We start from the raw sequence: 16,197 nt of genomic DNA on the forward strand, positions 1-16,197 counted from the left end.
TCCCCTGTGGGAGCGAGCTTGCTCGCGATGAGGTCGTTACGGACAGCGGAGATCTCAGACGCTGAGCATCAGGAACTCGCGCTCCCATGAACTGATCACCCGCTTGAAGTTCTCGTGCTCGGCGCGCTTGACCGCGACATAGCCCCGCACGAACTTGCTGCCCAGGTAGCGGCCGATGGTGTCGCACTCTTCCATCTGGGTCAGGGCGTCCTCGATGGTGATCGGCAGGCGCAGGTTGCGACGCTCATAGGCGCGGCCCTGTACCGCAGCGCTCGGCTCGATGCGCTCGACCATGCCCAGGTAACCGCACAGCAGGCTGGCGGCGATGGCCAGGTATGGGTTGGCGTCAGCGCCCGGCAGACGGTTCTCGACGCGCATGGCGTCCGGGCTTGAGGTCGGCACGCGCAGGCCGACGGTGCGGTTTTCTTCGCCCCATTCGACGTTCACCGGTGCCGAGGTGTCCGGCAGGAAGCGGCGGAACGAGTTGACGTTCGGCGCGAACATCGGCAGCACTTTCGGGATGTACTTCTGCAAGCCACCGATGTGATGCAGGAACAGCTCGCTCATGTTGCCATCGGCATCGGCAAAGATCGGCTGGCCGGTGGCAATGTCCACCACGCTCTGGTGAAGGTGCATGGCGCTGCCCGGCTCATCGCCGACCGGCTTGGCCATGAAGGTTGCCGCCACGTTGTGCTTGAGCGCCGCCTCACGCATGGTGCGTTTGAACACGGTGATCTGGTCGGCCAGGTCCAGGGCGTTGCCATGACGGAAGTTGATTTCCATCTGTGCCGGGCCGTCTTCGTGGATCAGCGTGTCGAGGTCCAGACCTTGCAGTTCGCACCAGTCGTAGACGTCTTCGAACAGCGGATCGAATTCGTTGGCCGCATCGATGGAGAACGACTGGCGACCGCTTTCGGCACGGCCCGAACGGCCCATCGGCGCCTTGAGCGGCAGGTCCGGGTCTTCGCAGCGCTGAGTCAGGTAGAACTCCATTTCCGGCGCCACAATCGGCCGCCAGCCTTTGTCGGTGTACAACTGCAGGACTTTCTTCAACACGTTGCGCGGCGACAGTTCGATCGGGTTGCCGAACTTGTCGAAGGTGTCGTGGATCACGATGGCGGTCGGCTCGATGGCCCACGGCACCACGTAAACGGCGTCGGCATCCGGCTTGCAGACCATGTCGATKTCAGCCGGATCGAGCAGGTCGTAGTAGATGTCGTCGTCGACAAAGTCCCCGGTTACCGTTTGCAACAGCACACTTTCCGGCAGGCGCATGCCTCGCTCATGCAGGAACTTGTTGGTGGGTGCGATTTTGCCGCGTGCAATGCCGGTCAGGTCGCTGACGACGCACTCGACTTCGGTAATCTTGTGATCTTTCAGCCAAGTGAACAGCTGATCGAAAGGGGCATTCATAAAGACCTCGTTATTGGTTTTATTAACGCCAGGAGAGGCCGGTTTCATCCGCCGGACACTTCCCCTGTAGCGCGTTGACGTCTATCTTGGGCGAGCCTTGCGGTTCCATCTATCCACTTTAAGCAGCACAAAGCGCACCAAAAGAGTGCGTAAGGTCGCCCCATGACAGGTTCCAATTCACTCCTGGTCCAAGCCTTCAACACCGCCGATGTCGCCGAGCAAATCCGCGCCACACCGGGCTGGGTGCAGCATTACCAGCAGATGTCGCCGGGGCATTTCGCGGGTAGGGTGCGTTATCTGGACCTGCAGGGCGTGGAGATTTACGAAGAGTCGATGAACACCCGGGTCGAGCAGAATTTCAGCGCGCCCCAGGGTTCGTTGTCGTTCTGTTTCGATCGCGGTGACAACGCGCTGTACGTGTTGAATGGCGAAAGCCGCAACATCTGGATCACCCCGGAGAACTACCAGGAAATCGCCGTGGTGTTCGGGCCGGAATTTGTAAAGCGCCACAGCTTGGACATCGCCAGGCTCGAAGGGCTGTTCATGGCGCCGCTCAACTCCCGGCAGAACGCGCTGTTCTGCCGCTGGCTCAGCGGGACCCTGACGCGGCTGTCGCAGACCTTCGATCCACCGAGCCGCGAAGCGCTGACCCAGCAACTGCTGGAAGATTGCCTGTTCATCCTCGACAACGCCTGTGTCGGCCTCGACCAGGGTGCCTTGCAGCGCCGTGCGGGAGAGCGGGCGATCATGAAACGGGTAGGGGAATGGGCGGCGGACACCCCGGAAGAACACCTCAACCTGCTGGAACTGTCCCAGGTTGCCGGGGTTTCACTGCGCCAGCTGCAGCATGCGTTCAAGACCTACACCGGCATGGCGCCGACCCAATGGCTGCGCCTGCGCCGCCTCAATAGCGCCCGCCGCGAATTGCTCAGCCGCACGCCCACGCAAACCACCGTGGCCGAAGTGGCCATGCATTGGTCGTTCTGGCACCTGGGGCGGTTTTCCAGCAGCTACCGTGCGCTGTTCCAGGAATTGCCCAGCGAAACCCTCAAGCGTGCGAGTGCCGCGCAGGCAAACGGGCGCGGCCGGCGCTAGAACGTCGGCGGCGTAATCACCCAGATCACCACCGCGTCCACCTCGCCGGGATTACCGTAGCGGTGTGGTTCCTGGCTGGAAAAGCTGAAGCTGTCGCCTTCATTGAGCTGGAAATGGCGTTCGCCGACCCACAACTCGAAACTGCCGGACAGCAGGTAACCGGCTTCTTCACCGTCGTGGCTGTAGCTTTGCTGGCTGTAGGTGCCAGGCGGGAAACGCGAGTGGAGCATTTCCAGTTGGCGGTTGGCTTGCGGGGTCAGCAACTGATCGACGATGCCGTCTTCGTAATGCACGTTCAGGCGGCTGTTCTTGCGCACCACGATGCCGTCATCTTCGGGCGCGGTGACCGCTTCACTGGCGAAGAACCACTGGATGGTGACGCCGAGGCTGCGGGCAATGTTGAACAGCGCCGGGATCGACGGGTAGGCGAGGTTGCGCTCCAGCTGGCTGATGTAGCCGGCGGTGAGCTCGCTCTGTTGCGCCAGTTCCGCCAGGGTCATGCCCCGGCGTTTACGCAGGCCGCGAATGCGCGTGCCGAGGAAATGCGGTTCGGCGCTGCCTGAGGCGGGCGGGGTCTTGCTGTTGTTGCTCATGGAATGTTCCGAACCGGGGGCTGCACTTCGCCCCTTGTAGGAGCGAGCTTGCTCGCGATGGACTTCAGAACACCGCGTCTTATCCAGAAAACACGCGTCATCGTTAGCGACCATCGTCGGAGCGCCGCCCGGAGCAAGCTCGCTCCTACAGAGAGCGATCATTTGAATCTAAAGCCCCAGAGTATAAACAGCCTTAAAGCTCCCACGCGACTTTCAGGCCTTCATAAATCGCTTCTTCGGCGGTACGCGGCGCCAGGCAGTCGCCAATGCGGCGGAACTCCACCAGCCCTTGCAGCTCGGCACCCAGGGTATCCACCGGTTGATGGCCCTGGCACAGCACCAGCGTATCGATGTTCTCCATCAGCATCGGCTCGCCACTGGCGGTGTGTTGCAGGTACACCGTGTTGTCATCGCAACCATACAGCCGCGCATAAGGCGTGATCGGCACGCCCAGCTTGTGCAGCTCGCCGGCCAGTTGATCGCGCACGTACAGCGGCAGGTTTTCCCCGCAATGGGTGCCGTTGACCGCCAGTTGCACCTGATGCCCGGCGCGCACCAGGCGTTCGGCGATGCCGGGACCGATCCAGTCGCAACGCCAGTCGACCACCGCCACCGAACGGCCGATCTGCACCTTGTCACGCAGCACTTGCCAGGCGTCTACCACCTGCAACTCACCGCCGCGTTCGAAGGCCGGCCAGTACGGCTCGGCACCGGTAGCGACGATCACCATGTCCGGTTTTTCCTGCTCCACCAGCGCGCGGTCGACCCGGGTATTGCGCACCACGCGCACACCGGCCAGTTGCATTTCTCGCTGCAGGTTGGTGCTGGCGCCGCCGAACTCGCTGCGCCGTGGCAGCAACTGCGCGAGCAACACCTGACCACCCAGTTGCGAACTGGCTTCGTACAGCGTCACTTCATGCCCGCGCTGGGCCGCGACGGTGGCCGCTTTCATCCCGGCCGGACCACCGCCGGCGATCATGATGCGTTTGCGCTGTGGCGCTTGTCGGCGTTCGCCGAAGATCAGCTCGCGCCCGGTTTCCGGGTGCTGGATGCAGGAAATCGGCAAGCCCTTGTGGAAGTGGCCGATGCACGCCTGATTGCAGGCAATGCACGCTCGCACGTCTTCGACGCGGCCGGTGTCGGTCTTGTTGGGCATTTGCGGATCGCAGATCAGTGCCCGGGTCATTCCGCACACGTCGGCCTGGCCGCGAGCCAGAATCAGCTCGGCTTCCTGAGGCTGGTTGATGCGCCCGGTGACGAACAGCGGAATGTCCAGGCTTGCCTTGAACGTCCCGGCTTCCCTGGCCAGGTACGCCGCCTCGATCGCCATCGGCGGCACGATATGCACCGCACCGCCAAGGGACGCCGAGGTGCCGGCGACGATATGCACATAATCGAGCTGCGCTTGTAGCGACTGCACGGCGGCCAGGGATTCGTCTTCGGTCAGGCCTTCCGGGTCGCGCTCGTCGGCGGAAATGCGCAGGCCGATGATGAACTGTTCATCGGTCGCCGCACGCACCGCGGCGATCACTTCACGGAGAAAACGCAATCGCTGTTCCAGTTCACCGTTGTAACCATCGGTACGCCGGTTGACTCGCGGATTGATGAACTGCGCCGGCAGGTAACCGTGGCTGGCCACGACCTCGACGCCATCGATCCCGGCCTGATGCAGGCGCCGGGCGGCAGCGGCATAACCGGCGATGATCTCGTCGATCATGGCCTGGTCCAGCGCCCGGGGCATCACCCGGAAACGTTCGTTGGGCACCGACGAGGCGGAGTAGGCCACCGCCAGCAGACCATCGCTGGACTCCATGATCTCCCGCCCCGGATGGAACACCTGGGACAACACCAGGGTGCCGTGGGCATGGCAGGTTTGCGCCAGTTTGCGGTAGCCCTCGATGCACGCATCGTCGGTGGCCATCAGCACGTGGGAGGTGTAGCGCGCACTGTCATGCACCCCGGCCACTTGCAGCACGATCAACCCGGCACCGCCTTCGGCACGCGCCCGGTGATAGGCGATCAATTGTTCATTGACCAGGTTGTCGGTGGGCATCGAGGTGTCGTGACCGCTGGACATGATACGGTTTTTCAGGCGCTTGCCACGGATCTCCAGGGGTTCGAACAGGTGCGCGAAGGCGGGTGTCGAGGTCGGCATGGTGCGGTACTCCTGGCAGGCTGACCTGTAGGAGCGAGCTTGCTCGCGATGGACGTTAACGATAACGCGTGTTGTCTGGATGAACGCGTCGCCCTCAGGTCCATCGCGAGCAAGCTCGCTCCTACAGAGGCATTTAGGTTTTCGGCGTTGTTATTATTGGTCTATAGAAATTTACCTTCAGTAAAAAATCAACTTGTTTTTTTACTTAGCCTTGCAGTAATTTCGTCTCGAGCCCGCTCCCGGGCCAAACCTCACAACAATAAAAAAGGGCTGCATGGGCCTTGGGTCCCGTGGCACCTGCAAGAGGAACCACTGATGAAATCGCACACGCTCAAGCACGGTTTTTATCCCTTGGTGTTGTCCGTGGCCATGGGCCTGGGCAGCGCTCAGGCAGCATCGGACATGGTGGTGGTCGGATACGGCGGAGCCGGACAGAAAGCCCAGGACGTGGCGTTCTTTCAACCGTTCGCCGCCGTGGATCAAAGCAAGGTGATCCAGAGCGAATACAACGGCGAGATGGCCAGGATCAAAGTGATGGTCGACACCGGCAACGTCGACTGGGACGTAGTGCAGATCGAAGGCCCGGACCTGATGCGCGGCTGCGAGGAAGGCATGTACGAGCGGCTGGACTGGACCCGCCTGGGCCACGCCGACCAGTTGATCCCCGAAGCGGCGCAGGAATGCGGTTCCGCCGCGCTGGTGTGGAGCGTGGCGATTGCCTACGACACCGACAAACTGGCCCAGGCCCCGACCTCGTGGGCAGACTTTTGGGACGTGAAGAAAACCCCCGGCAAGCGTGGGCTGCGTAAACGCGCGGTGTRCAACCTGGAATTCGCCTTGCTGGCGGACGGGGTCAAGACCGAAGACGTCTACAAGGTGCTCGGCACCCCGAAGGGTGTGGACCGGGCATTCGCCAAACTCACTGAACTCAAGCCTTACATCCAGTGGTGGGAGGCCGGCGCGCAACCGCCGCAATGGCTGACCGCCGGCGATGTGGTGATGACCTCGACCTACAGCGGACGCATCGCCGACGCCGCGCAGAAAGGCAGCCACCTCGGGCTGGTCTGGCCCGGCAGCCTGTACGGCATGGACTACTGGGCGATCATCAAGGGCTCCAGGCATGTGGATCAGGCCAAGCGCTTTATCGCCTTCGCCAACCAGCCGGACGCCCAGGTCAACTACGTGCAGCAGATTCCCTACGGCCCGACCAACACCCAGGCCGCCGCACGGCTGGACGACAAACTGGCGCAATGGGTGCCCACCGCGCCGCAGAACCTCAAGGGCGCACTGTCGATGAACGTCGGTTTCTGGGTCGATCATGGCGAAGAGCTCGAGGAGCGCTTCAACGCCTGGGCCAGTAAATAAACGCGGATGGCTGGACGTGTCGAAGCGTCCAGCCTTACTGTCTGCCCCCAGCCGATCAGCCTGAAGAACCACGAGAATGAATAAAATCGCCACTCACCTGGCTCCCGAGCGCAGCGCTACCGAGCAGCGCCTGCGCGAGGAACTGGCGGCCTGTTACCGCTTGATTGCGCACTTTCGCATGACCGATTTGATCTTCACCCACATCTCGGTGCGCATTCCGGGGCCGGAGCATCACTTTCTGATCAACCCTTACGGGTTGATGTTCGATGAAATCACTGCGTCGAATCTGGTGAAGATCGACCTCGATGGTCATGCCGTGGAGTCGTCGCCGTACCCGGTGAACCCGGCCGGTTTCGTGATCCACAGTGCCATTCATGGCGCCCGTGAAGATGCGCAATGCGTGCTGCACACCCATACCAAATCCGGGTGCGCGGTGGCGGCGTTGAAGTGCGGGTTGTTGCCGGTGAACCAGATTTCCATGGAGTTCTATGGCCGTGTTGCCTACCACGACTACGAGGGTGTGGCGCTGGACCTCAGTGAGCAACAACGGCTGGTGGCGGACCTGGGCGACAAATCGGTACTGATGCTGCGCAACCACGGTTTGCTGACCGTCGGCGAGACCGTGAGCCAGGCGTTTTTGCGCATGTATTACCTGGAAAAGGCTTGTGAGATTCAGTTGGCCGCGCAGGCTGCCGGGGAAGTAGTGCTGCCGTCGCACGAGGTCTGCGCGCATACCGAACGGCAGTTCAATGAGCCGGGGCGACCGTTGGAGGATGGGGAGTTGAGTGATCCGGATGCCATGCAACTGGCCTGGGCGGCGTTGTTGCGAATGCTGGATCGAGTGGCGCCGGGGTATCGGGACTGATCTGAGACCTCGGCTGTCTGGGCTGACGTCATCGCGAGCAAGCTCGCTCCCACAGTGGTTTGGGTTGTTCGTAGATCTTGCGAACACCCGTTAACCCTGTGGGAGCGAGCTTGCTCGCGATGGGGGCGCCTCGGTTCTCAGACTTACACCCGACTGGAGACTTGGCCCGCTCTTGCTGTACAGTCGTTCAGCCCGCCGCTAACCCGCGCGAGCCTGAACGATTCAACCAAGGAGCGTGTCGCCGATGAATCAGGAAGCCCGTTTTTCCCGTATGGAACCGGAGTTGCGCAAAGCCAACCTGATCGAGGCGACGCTGGTGTGCCTCAAGCGTCACGGCTTCCAGGGCGCGTCGATCCGCAAGATTTCAGCCGAGGCCGGGGTCTCGGTGGGGCTGATCAGCCATCACTATTCCGGCAAGGACGAACTGGTGGCCGAGGCCTACATGGCGATCACCGGGCGGGTCATGACCTTGCTGCGCGACGCCATGGAGCAAGCTGCGCCGAATGCCCGGGAGCGCTTGTCGGCGTTCTTCCGCGGGTCGTTTTCCGCCGAACTGCTCGATCCGCAACTGCTCGATGCGTGGCTGGCGTTCTGGGGCGCGGTGAAAACCGCCGAGGCCATCAACCAGGCCCACGATCATTCCTATGGCGAGTATCGCGGCGTCCTGCGCAAGGTGCTGGCGGAACTGGCCCGGGAGGAGGGCTGGGAAAACTTCGACGCCGACCTCGCCGCCATCAGCCTGAGCGCCTTGCTCGACGGTTTGTGGCTGGAGTCCGGGCTGAACCCAGGTACCTTCACGCCGGAGCAAGGCATCCAGATTTGCGAGGCCTGGGTCGACGGGTTGCAGGCCGGCGGACGCCAGCGCTTCTGCGTGTAGACGAGCGACTGTTGATCAGTCGTTCAGCAATCGATACTCTCTGGCGCCGATGCAGGAAAACACTCTAATAAGAAACTGGCCTTCGGGCCTGAGCCGGACACCAAGCGATGACTCCTCGGGTATTGATCGTCGATGACGATCCGCTGATTCGCGATCTGCTGCATGCCTACCTGTCCCAGGAAGGCTACGACGTCCATTGCGCCGCCACGGCGGAACTGGCGGAAACCTTCCTCGCCAGCCAGACCGTGGACCTGGTGATGCTCGACATCCGCCTGCCGGGCAAGGACGGCCTGACCCTGACCCGCGAGTTGCGGGTGCGTTCGGAAGTCGGGATCATCCTGATCACCGGGCGCTTTGATGAGATCGACCGCATCGTCGGCCTCGAATGCGGCGCCGATGACTACGTGATCAAACCCCTCAATCCAAGGGAACTGGTGTCCCGGGCGAAAAACCTGATTCGCCGGGTACGTCATGCGCAAACGCCAGCGCCAGCCGTCGTGGCGGCCAAGCCGGTCAAGCAGTTCGCCGACTGGGCGCTGGACACCGACCGCCGTCGCCTGATCGATTCGTCCGGCAGCGAAACCTTGCTGACCCACGGCGAATACCAGTTGCTCAGCGTGTTCCTGCGCAACAGTGGCCACACCCTCAGCCGCGATCAGTTGATGGACCAGATCCGCAACCGCGAATGGGTGCCCAACGACCGCTCCATCGACGTGCTGGTCGGGCGCCTGCGCCGCAAGTTGCACGACGATCCGGCCGAACCGCAGTTGATCATCACCATTCACGGCGCCGGTTACCTGTTCACCGCCAGCGTGGCAGCCTGAACCTGATGCCGCGATGTCTTTGCCTGCTGGCGATGCTGGTGGCCGGCCATGCCGTCGCGGCGGAGAAGGTTCGCTATTGCGATTACCCGGTGTACCCGCCGATCTCCTGGAGCGACGGCAAACAGGTGCGCGGACTGGCGCCGAGCGTGGTGAAAAGCCTGTTCGGCCAGTTGGGATATGAGGTCGAGATGGTCGTGCTGGGCAACTGGAAACGCTGCTTGCTGGACGCCGCCGAAGGCCGGGTCGACGTGGTGCTGGCCTACAGCACCGCGCAACGCGAGCAGAGCATGCTGTTCTCGACGGTGCCGGTCTTGCGTGAAGAAGTGGCGCTGTTCATCAATCGCCAACACCCGGTGAAATTCGAACAACTGGACGATCTGGCCCATTACCGTGGCGGCCTGTTGTTCGGCGAGAGCTACGGTGTGGAGTTCGATCGCATGGTTGCGCACAACAACAATATCGAATGGGTTTCCGACAGCCACCAGAACTTCGGCAAGCTGATTCGCGGGCGTATCGACTTCATCACCCAGGAGCGGCGCACCGGCCAGTTGTATGTGGAAAACCTGCCCGGCGGCCAGGACATCATTGCCTTGCCCAAGGCCTTGAGCGTGGACTATCTGCGCGTCGCCGTGTCGCGGCGCTCACCCTTGGCCCAGCGCATGCCCGAGATCAATGCGCAGTTGCAGCGCATGGTCGATGCCGGCGACATCGAACGCTGGCTCAACGAAAGCGAAGTGACCTACCGTGACATGATCAATCTGCCGGCAGATGCGCAATGATTCGCGCCCGTCCCGGTGGACTGTTGCAACGCCTGTTGCTGTTCATTCTGTTGTTCAGCCTGTGCTTCACCGTGCTGGCCAGCAGCGTGCAACTGTACATCGAGTATCGGCGGGAAATGCGCGATATCGATTCGCGCATGGAGCTGATCCGCGCCGGCTACCTGGCCAGCCTGGAACGCAGCCTCTGGGACTTGAACCAGGAACAGTTGAACGTGCAGTTGCGCGGGCTGGTGGACTTCTCCGACGTCGCGCGGGTGCACTTGACCAGCGCCGATTTCGATCTGGTACAAGGCAATCCGGACCCTGCGGGACCGTTGCGTATCGAGCGCTTTGCCCTGGACTATCAGCCGCCGTCAGGCCCTTTGCGCCACCTTGGCGAGCTGGAGGTCAGTACCGATCTGGGGGCGGTGTACCAGCGTCTCTACGCCACCGGTTTGACCAGCCTGTTGTGGATGGCGGTGTTCCTCTGCGGTCTGGCCGTTGCCTTGTCGGGGCTGTTTTATCGACTGGTGACCCGGCACCTGAAAGTCATGGCCGAGTTTGCCCGGCGTATCGCCGCCGGTGAATGGCAGGAACCCCTGCACCTGGACAAGCGCCGCGGCAGCGACGAAATCGACACCGTGGCCCACGCACTGGACGACATGCGCCGGGCGATCCTGCGGGACATCGAGCGCCGGGAAACCGATCGCCTGGCCTTGCAGGACAACCGTGACGAGCTGCTGAAAATGGTTGAGCGCCGTACCGCCAGCCTGATGCGCGCCAAAGACGAGGCGGAAGCGGCCAACCTTGCCAAGTCGAGGTTCCTGGCGACCATGAGCCACGAACTGCGCACGCCCCTAAATGGCATCCTCGGCATGGCCGAACTGCTGCGCGGCGCGCGTCTGGATGCCCGGGACGGCAAGCGTTTGGACGCCTTGCACAAGGCCGGCGAAGGCTTGCTGACGATCCTCAACGAAGTGCTGTATTTCGCCAAGCTGGAGGAGGGCGTCAGCCATCCCGAGCCGGTGGATTTCTCGCTGCGCCAGTTACTCGACGAGGTGCTGACACTGTTGGAACCGCGAGCGCTGAACAACGATACGATCCTCAGTTGCCGGGTCGATCAGCGCATTGCCGAGTATCACCACGGCGCCGAGCAGTTCCTGCGSCAGGTGCTGAGCAACCTGSTGGCCAACGCGATCAAGTTCACCGAAGGCGGCGCAGTCAGCGTCGAGGTGGCGCTGCTCAGCGAAACCGGCGAACAGACCGGGCAGCGCCTGCGGGTCAGTGTCACGGACGACGGCATCGGCATTGCCCCGTTGATGCAGGCGAAGATTTTCGAGCGTTTCACCCAGGCCAGCGAAGAAGTCGCGCAACGGTTTGGCGGCACCGGGCTGGGATTGGCGATCTGCAAACATCTGGTGGAGCAGATGGGCGGTTGCATCGGTGTGGACAGTGAAGTGGGGCGCGGCAGTTGTTTCTGGTTCGAGCTGTCCTTGCAGCCGGCCAGCGGCGTGGTTGAGGCGGAACCGGTGCGGGCGGTGGGGCCGGCACTGAACATCCTGGTGGTCGAAGACGTGGTGCTCAACCGCGAAGTGGCCAAGGGTTTGCTGCAGCGGGACGGTCACCGGGTATGGCTGGCCGAAGAGGCAGAACAGGCGCTGGAACACTGCGCGGCGCGGGTTTTCGATCTGCTGCTGCTGGACGTGCATCTGCCGGGCATCAGCGGGGTCGAGTTGTGCCGGCAGATCCGCAACAGCGACGGGCCGAATCGCCACACCCGCATCTTCGCCCTGACCGCCAGCGTGCAACCGGCGTTGGTGCGCGGTTATCTGGAGGCCGGCATGAACGGTGTCCTGGCCAAGCCCTTGAAGCTGGAAAACCTGCGCCAGGTGCTGGAAGGGCATGCGCCTGTGGCCGAGTCGCTGCTGAGCGATGAGGCAATGGACTGGCCGTTGTTGCAGACCCATCGCAACCTGCTCGGCGAGCAAAAGGTCCAGAGTCTGCTGGCGGTGCTGCGCGACTCGATTCTCCAGCACCGCGAAGCGTTGAATGAAGCCCTGACCGCCGATGACTGCACAGAGGTCGCACAACTGGCGCATCGTCTGGCTGGCAGTTGCGATTCTCTGGGCTTTCGCTCACTGGCCGCGACGCTCAGGGCGCTGGAGACGTTGGCCCTGGGCAACGATGAGTCGGCGATCCGCCACATGAACCCCGCGTTGAATGAACAATTGCAGCAGGCACTGACTACCCTCAAAGGCCTGTTGCAGAGCTGACGTACAAGTTTGTTACGACTTTGTACAACTTCGATCTTTACGGTCAACGCGAACTTACATGGCTTTCCAATAATCGACGCAACCGCCGCAGCGCGGTCTTCGAAGCTTATTGGAGATAATAATAATGAATTGCCGTAAAGCTGATCCCTCCCTGCGCCGTGACGTCCTGTCGCGCGCTGCACACCTCATTGACTGCTGAGGTGCCGACATGAACGAAAATACTGATCGCAGCACTGATCATAAAGGCATCCAGCTGACCCGTGCCCTCAAGAGCCGTCACATCTTCATGCTGTCGCTGGGCGGCGTCATCGGCACCGGGTTGTTCATGGGCTCCGGTGTGACCATCAATCAGGGCGGCCCGGTGGGGGCGATCTTGGCATACCTGGTCGCGGGTTTCCTGATGTACCTGGTGATGGTCTGCCTGGGCGAACTGTCGGTGCAGATGCCGGTGTCGGGCTCGTTCCAGACCCACGCCACCAAATACATCGGCCCGGCCACCGGGTTCATGATCGGCTGGGTGTACTGGATGAGCTGGGCCACCACCGTCGGCCTGGAGTTCACCGCCGCCGGCATGCTGATGACCCGCTGGTTCCCGACGGTGCCGATCTGGTACTGGTCGGCGCTGTTCGTGGTGGTGCTGTTCGGTATCAATGCCATGGCGACCCGCGCTTTCGGTGAGGCGGAATACTGGTTTTCGGGGATCAAGGTCGCGGCGATTCTCGGCTTCATCGTGGTCGGCGTGCTGGTGATCCTCGGCGTGATGCCCCTGAGCAGCGGCGCACCGGCACCGATGGCGACCAACCTGATCGGCGACTCGCTGTTCCCCAATGGCTTGTCGGCGGTGTTCGCGGTGATGATGACCGTGGTCTACGCGTTCCAGGGTTGCGAGATCATGGGCGTGGCCGCCGGTGAAACCGATCAGCCGGAAAAGAGCATTCCCCGCGCCGTGCGCAACGTGGTGTTCCGCGTGCTGATCTTCTACGTGCTGGCGATTATCGTGCTGTCGGCCATCGTGCCGTGGCAGCAGGCGGGCCTGATGGAAAGCCCGTTCGTGCAGGTGTTCGACATGGTCGGCATTCCCTACGCCGCCGACCTGATGAACTTCGTGATCCTCACGGCGATCCTGTCGGTGGGCAACTCCGGCCTGTATGCCTCGACGCGCATTCTGTGGGCGATGTCGAAAACCGGCATGGCGCCGAAAAGTCTTTCACCGCTGAGCAAGCGTGGCGTGCCGCTGCGCGCCTTGAGCATCACCTTGTGCTTCGCGCTGGTGTCGTTGATGACCAGCTTCGTCGCCGCCGACACCTTGTTCATGGTGTTGATGGCGGTGAGCGGCATGGCCGGCACCGTGACCTGGATTGTCATCGCGCTGGCGCAGTACAAGTTCCGCAAGGCGTATCTGCGTGACGGCGGCAAACTCAGCGACCTGAAGTACCGCGCACCGTGGTTCCCGGTATTGCCGCTGATGTGCATCACGCTGTGCTGCTCGCTGTTCGTGTTCCTGGCCCTGGATGAAACCCAGCGTCCGTCGCTGTATTGGGGCTTTGGATTCATTGCACTGTGCTATGGCGCGTACTTCCTGATCCATCGCAAGCGTCAAGGCGTGTTGGCGCCGAGCTTGCCGACTGTGTAATTCCTTCAATCCAGCACATTCCCTGTGGGAGCGAGCTTGCTCGCGATRGCGGTACCAGGTTCAACATCACTGTTGACTGGTCTACCGCYATCGCGAGCAAGCTCGCTCCCACAGGGGTTTGCGGTGTTCGGTAAATTTGCGACCGGCCTCCTGTCACCAGTTGTTCGAAGTTGTAACAGCGCCAGCGGCTTACGCTCGCCCATCTATAAATAATTCAATAAAACCAATGTGTTACACGATTTTTTAGCTTGTTACAGCTCATTTCTCCGCCGATTGTCGCCTTACTGAACACTCGTTTAGTATGGCCTCAAGTCGCATCACCTCAGACCCATCACAATAATTCGAGGATTCCCATGACCACTCAATCGTCGCTGCTCAGCCAGGTCGAAGCAGGCGTTGCCTGGATCACCCTCAATCGCACTGCCCAGCGCAATGCGCTGGACATTCCGACGCTGAAAAACCTGCACGGCTTGCTCGACGCTTTCAATGCCGATCCGGCGGTGCGCGTGGTGGTATTGACGGGCAGTGGCCGCAGCTTCTGCGCCGGCGCCGACCTCGATGAATGGGCGGATGCCGAAGCCCGGGGCGCCCTGGAAACCTACGGCTGGACCGAAACCGCCCACGCCCTGATGACCCGCCTGCACAGCCTGGAAAAACCCACCATCGCCGCCATCAACGGCACCGCCGTCGGCGCCGGGATGGACCTGACCCTGTGCTGCGACCTGCGCATCGCCGGGCAATCGGCACGCTTCAAGGCCGGCTATACCAGCATGGCGTACTCGCCGGATGCCGGCGCCAGTTGGCACCTGCCGCGTTTGATCGGCAGCGAGCAGGCCAAGCGCCTGCTGTTCCTCGACGAGTTGTGGGGCGCCGACCGTGCCCTGAGTGCCGGACTGGTCAGTGACGTCTGCGCTGACGATCAACTGCTGACTGCGGCCAGCGAACTCGCCGCACGCCTGGCCGCCGGCCCGACCTTCGCCTTCGCCCAGACCAAAAAACTCATGCGTGAAGGCGCCGAACGCAGCCTGGCCGAGCAACTGCAAGCCGAACTCGCCGCCGGCCTGCTCTGCGGTCGCAGCGAAGACGGCAACGAAGCCCTGCGTGCCGCCATGGAAAAACGCCCGGCACGCTTCATCGGTCGTTGATTCCTCTCCATCTCCCAGAACACGAACAACAGGTAGCACCATGAATTTCCAACTGACCCAAGAACAAGAAATGTTGGTGGACTCGGTACGCAGCTTCGTCGAGAAGGAACTGCTGCCCTATGAAGAGCAGGTCGACCGCGCCGACGAGGTCTCCCCGGAACTGGCGGCGCAGATTCGCGGCAAGGCGATCGCCGCCGGTTTCTACGCCTTCAACATGCCCGAAGAAGTGGGCGGTGGTGGCCTGGACTATCTGTCCCAGGCGCTGATCGAACGTGAGCTGTCCAAGGTGTCCTGGGCGCTGCACGTGTTCGTCGCGCGTCCGTCGAAAATCCTCATGGCCTGCACCGGCGACCAGATCAACGACTACCTGTTGCCGTGTATCCAGGGTGAAAAGATCGACTGCTTTGCCCTGACCGAACCGGGTGCCGGTTCCGACGCCAACGCGATCAAGACCCGCGCCGTGCGTGAAGGCGACGACTTCATTCTCAACGGCAGCAAGCATTTCATCAGCCACGCCGGCCATGCCGATTTCGCCATTGTCTTCGCCGTGACCGACACCTACGAACACAACGGCAAAAAGCGCAACGCCGTGACCTCGTTCCTGGTCGACCGCAATACCCCGGGCATGACCATTCGCCGTGGGCCCAAGTGCGTGAGCAACCGGGGTTATCACACCTTCGAAATGTTCTTCGACGACTGCCGCGTACCGGCCAGCAAAGTGCTGGGCGAAGTCGGCAAGGGGTGGGAAGTGGCCAACGCCTGGCTGACCGCCGGCCGGGTGATGGTGGCGGCCAACTGCGTCGGTCAGGCCCAGCGCGCACTGGACGTGTCCTTGCAATGGGCGGCAGACCGCAAGCAATTCGGCCAGCCGATCGGCACCTACCAGGGCGTGTCGTTCAAGCTCGCGGACATGGCCACGCAAATCCGTGCCGCCGAACTGCTGACCCTGCACACCGCGTGGAAAATGGACCAGGGCACCATGACCGATGGCGAGGCCGGCATGGCCAAGCTGTTCGCCAGTGAAGTGCTCGGTCGTGCCGCCGATGAAGCGGTGCAGATTTTCGGCGGCATGGGCCTGATGGACGAAGGACCGGTGGAGCGCATCTGGCGCAACGCGCGGATCGAACGGATCTGGGAAGGCACCTCGGAAATCCAGCGCCACATCATTTCCCGCGAGCTGCTGCGGCCGCTGTTGCGCTGA

13 protein-coding genes are annotated in these 16,197 nt (G+C 62.1%); 10 read left to right on the forward strand and 3 right to left on the reverse strand.

What is annotated here, in order from left to right:
• Positions 1 to 54: 54 nt before the first annotated feature.
• The gene (locus AC1DVH_RS10655; protein WP_477753760.1) at positions 55 to 1,413 is read right to left on the reverse strand and encodes a glutamine synthetase family protein; all 1,359 of its coding nucleotides are present in this window, start codon (positions 1,411 to 1,413) and stop codon (positions 55 to 57) included.
• A 162-nt stretch (positions 1,414 to 1,575) separates the two neighbouring features.
• Here AC1DVH_RS10655 and AC1DVH_RS10660 point away from each other — a divergent pair, with 162 nt between their 5' ends.
• Positions 1,576 to 2,508 (forward strand): helix-turn-helix domain-containing protein, encoded by a 933-nt coding sequence (locus tag AC1DVH_RS10660; RefSeq protein WP_477753761.1) that lies wholly within the window; start codon positions 1,576 to 1,578, stop codon positions 2,506 to 2,508.
• On the opposite strand, the gene AC1DVH_RS10665 is transcribed toward AC1DVH_RS10660, so the two are convergent.
• Positions 2,505 to 3,101, reverse strand: a complete 597-nt coding sequence (locus AC1DVH_RS10665) for a helix-turn-helix domain-containing protein (protein ID WP_477753762.1) — start codon at positions 3,099 to 3,101, stop codon at positions 2,505 to 2,507. The two genes, AC1DVH_RS10660 and AC1DVH_RS10665, sit on opposite strands and share 4 nt — an antisense overlap.
• A 193-nt stretch (positions 3,102 to 3,294) precedes the next feature.
• Positions 3,295 to 5,256, reverse strand: a complete 1,962-nt coding sequence (locus tag AC1DVH_RS10670) for an oxidoreductase (protein ID WP_477753763.1) — start codon at positions 5,254 to 5,256, stop codon at positions 3,295 to 3,297.
• Positions 5,257 to 5,571: 315 nt separating this feature from the next.
• On the opposite strand from AC1DVH_RS10670, the gene AC1DVH_RS10675 reads away from it, so the two are divergent.
• The 9 genes from AC1DVH_RS10675 to AC1DVH_RS10715 all read left to right on the forward strand — a co-directional run bounded on the left by AC1DVH_RS10675 (position 5,572) and on the right by AC1DVH_RS10715 (position 16,197).
• Positions 5,572 to 6,621: an ABC transporter substrate-binding protein gene (locus AC1DVH_RS10675; protein ID WP_477753764.1), complete on the forward strand. Its 1,050-nt coding sequence runs from the start codon at positions 5,572 to 5,574 to the stop codon at positions 6,619 to 6,621.
• A 76-nt stretch (positions 6,622 to 6,697) separates the two neighbouring features.
• The gene (locus tag AC1DVH_RS10680) at positions 6,698 to 7,486 is read left to right on the forward strand and encodes a class II aldolase/adducin family protein (RefSeq protein ID WP_477753765.1); all 789 of its coding nucleotides are present in this window, start codon (positions 6,698 to 6,700) and stop codon (positions 7,484 to 7,486) included.
• Between the two features lie 244 nt (positions 7,487 to 7,730).
• Positions 7,731 to 8,363, forward strand: a complete 633-nt coding sequence (locus AC1DVH_RS10685; RefSeq protein WP_477753766.1) for a TetR family transcriptional regulator C-terminal domain-containing protein — start codon at positions 7,731 to 7,733, stop codon at positions 8,361 to 8,363.
• Between the two features lie 107 nt (positions 8,364 to 8,470).
• Positions 8,471 to 9,187, forward strand: coding sequence for a response regulator (locus AC1DVH_RS10690; RefSeq protein ID WP_477753767.1), 717 nt, complete (start codon positions 8,471 to 8,473; stop codon positions 9,185 to 9,187).
• Between the two features lie 5 nt (positions 9,188 to 9,192).
• Entirely contained in the window at positions 9,193 to 9,966 is a 774-nt protein-coding gene (locus AC1DVH_RS10695) for a substrate-binding periplasmic protein (protein WP_477753768.1), read from the forward strand.
• The gene (locus AC1DVH_RS10700; protein ID WP_477753769.1) at positions 9,963 to 12,218 is read left to right on the forward strand and encodes an ATP-binding protein; all 2,256 of its coding nucleotides are present in this window, start codon (positions 9,963 to 9,965) and stop codon (positions 12,216 to 12,218) included. The genes AC1DVH_RS10695 and AC1DVH_RS10700 overlap by 4 nt, the downstream gene beginning before the upstream one ends.
• Before the next feature lie 208 nt (positions 12,219 to 12,426).
• Positions 12,427 to 13,851 carry an amino acid permease gene (locus AC1DVH_RS10705; protein ID WP_477753770.1) on the forward strand — a complete coding sequence of 475 codons (1,425 nt, stop codon included), beginning with the start codon at positions 12,427 to 12,429 and terminating at the stop codon, positions 13,849 to 13,851.
• A 353-nt stretch (positions 13,852 to 14,204) separates the two neighbouring features.
• Complete coding sequence (locus tag AC1DVH_RS10710; protein WP_477753771.1) at positions 14,205 to 14,996, forward strand: enoyl-CoA hydratase/isomerase family protein; 792 nt, start codon at positions 14,205 to 14,207, stop codon at positions 14,994 to 14,996.
• Between the two features lie 40 nt (positions 14,997 to 15,036).
• Complete coding sequence (locus AC1DVH_RS10715; protein ID WP_108215771.1) at positions 15,037 to 16,197, forward strand: acyl-CoA dehydrogenase family protein; 1,161 nt, start codon at positions 15,037 to 15,039, stop codon at positions 16,195 to 16,197.

This window comes from Pseudomonas sp. P4_C3 (genome assembly GCF_056402075.1).

Coding starts and splice junctions, on each gene's coding strand:
- AC1DVH_RS10660 (WP_477753761.1), top strand. CDS start 1,576: ATGACAGGTTCCAATTCACTCCTGGTCCAAGCCTTCAACACCGCCGAT.
- AC1DVH_RS10665 (WP_477753762.1), bottom strand. CDS start 3,101: ATGAGCAACAACAGCAAGACCCCGCCCGCCTCAGGCAGCGCCGAACCG.
- AC1DVH_RS10670 (WP_477753763.1), bottom strand. CDS start 5,256: ATGCCGACCTCGACACCCGCCTTCGCGCACCTGTTCGAACCCCTGGAG.
- AC1DVH_RS10680 (WP_477753765.1), top strand. CDS start 6,698: ATGAATAAAATCGCCACTCACCTGGCTCCCGAGCGCAGCGCTACCGAG.
- AC1DVH_RS10685 (WP_477753766.1), top strand. CDS start 7,731: ATGAATCAGGAAGCCCGTTTTTCCCGTATGGAACCGGAGTTGCGCAAA.
- AC1DVH_RS10690 (WP_477753767.1), top strand. CDS start 8,471: ATGACTCCTCGGGTATTGATCGTCGATGACGATCCGCTGATTCGCGAT.
- AC1DVH_RS10695 (WP_477753768.1), top strand. CDS start 9,193: ATGCCGCGATGTCTTTGCCTGCTGGCGATGCTGGTGGCCGGCCATGCC.
- AC1DVH_RS10705 (WP_477753770.1), top strand. CDS start 12,427: ATGAACGAAAATACTGATCGCAGCACTGATCATAAAGGCATCCAGCTG.
- AC1DVH_RS10710 (WP_477753771.1), top strand. CDS start 14,205: ATGACCACTCAATCGTCGCTGCTCAGCCAGGTCGAAGCAGGCGTTGCC.
- AC1DVH_RS10715 (WP_108215771.1), top strand. CDS start 15,037: ATGAATTTCCAACTGACCCAAGAACAAGAAATGTTGGTGGACTCGGTA.